At 32.5% G+C, this 1,121-nt stretch carries 2 protein-coding genes; both read left to right on the top strand.

The window, feature by feature from the left end; genetic code table 11:
* Positions 1-103: 103 nt before the first annotated feature.
* Positions 104-448, top strand: coding sequence for an SMR family transporter (locus FTU87_RS14975; RefSeq protein WP_087551688.1), 345 nt, complete (start codon positions 104-106; stop codon positions 446-448).
* Between the two features lie 9 nt (positions 449-457).
* Positions 458-1,006, top strand: a complete 549-nt coding sequence (locus FTU87_RS14970; protein WP_218944885.1) for a TetR/AcrR family transcriptional regulator — start codon at positions 458-460, stop codon at positions 1,004-1,006.
* The last annotated feature ends 115 nt before the right edge of the window (positions 1,007-1,121 follow it).

The raw sequence follows: 1,121 nt of genomic DNA, 5'->3' as shown, positions 1-1,121 counted from the left end.
ATAAGGTGTATTATGTTAATTTTAGAAAATCTAAAATAATTATTGATAATTTTTTTTGAAAATTTAAAATACCTTCCGATTGGTATGTTAGGTATGATTACTTATGAACAGTGTGTTACTCGCTTATGTATTACTTGGATTTGCAATAGTTTCCGAAGTGATTGGAAGCACTTTTTTAGTTAAATCAGAGGGTTTCTCAAAATTATTTCCGAGTATTATGGTGATAATTATATACAGTCTAGCTTTCTATCTGCTATCACAAGTTATTAAAACAATCCCTTTAGGTATTGCATATGCGATATGGGGAGGAGTCGGTATTGTTCTGACTACTATTGTTGGCTACGTTTTATTTAAACAAACTTTAGATGCTCCAGCTATGATTGGTATTGTTTTAATAGTTTCTGGAGTTGTTATTATTAATCTATTCTCTCAATCTACAGGTCATTAAGTGAAAAAAATGCAACAGCCTAAGAAACAGCCAGAAATTATTCGAAAGCGTATTCTTGAACAAGCAGCTACTCTTGTTTCACAAAAAGGCATTTCTGGTGTTTCTATTCAAAATATTGCTACAGCAGTAGGCATCACAAAAGGGGGAATATTCCATCATTTCCCTAATAAAGAAATTTTAATAGAAGAAATGTTTAATCAAGTAATTCTTGAAGTAGATCAAACTATTGAATATCTAATGAAACAAGATGAAGACGAATATGGAAAATTCACACGAGCTTATGTTCACAGTGCTTTTATTCATCAAATAAATGGTGTGGTTTCTGCATGGTCAGCTGTATCAATGACTCTAATTACAGAGCCTACCTTTAATAAAATTTGGATGGAATGGCTTAAAAATAGATTATCACAACATGCAGAAACAGACAGTCATCCTAATTTAGAGTTAATTCGTTTAGCAGCAGATGGGTTATGGCTACAAAGTATTACCGGAGTCATTGATGATGAGCAATGTTCAAAATTAGAAGACGATCTGCTTAATCGAACCTATTTAACATAAAATCTCTTATGCGAAATTTCAGCTCGATGCTTTGAAAGATGGCTAAAGCCATGTTTCAAAGTCGGGCAACTTTGCGCTTGCTGTAATTTGATTTGTAATGAGAAAAACCAAGCAA

Origin of the sequence: Acinetobacter sp. YH12156 (assembly GCF_013418235.1) — a bacterium.
GTDB lineage: Bacteria > Pseudomonadota > Gammaproteobacteria > Pseudomonadales > Moraxellaceae > Acinetobacter > Acinetobacter pseudolwoffii.
Note: the sequence above shows the minus strand (reverse complement) of the source record. Positions and strands in the feature narration are given on the sequence as shown.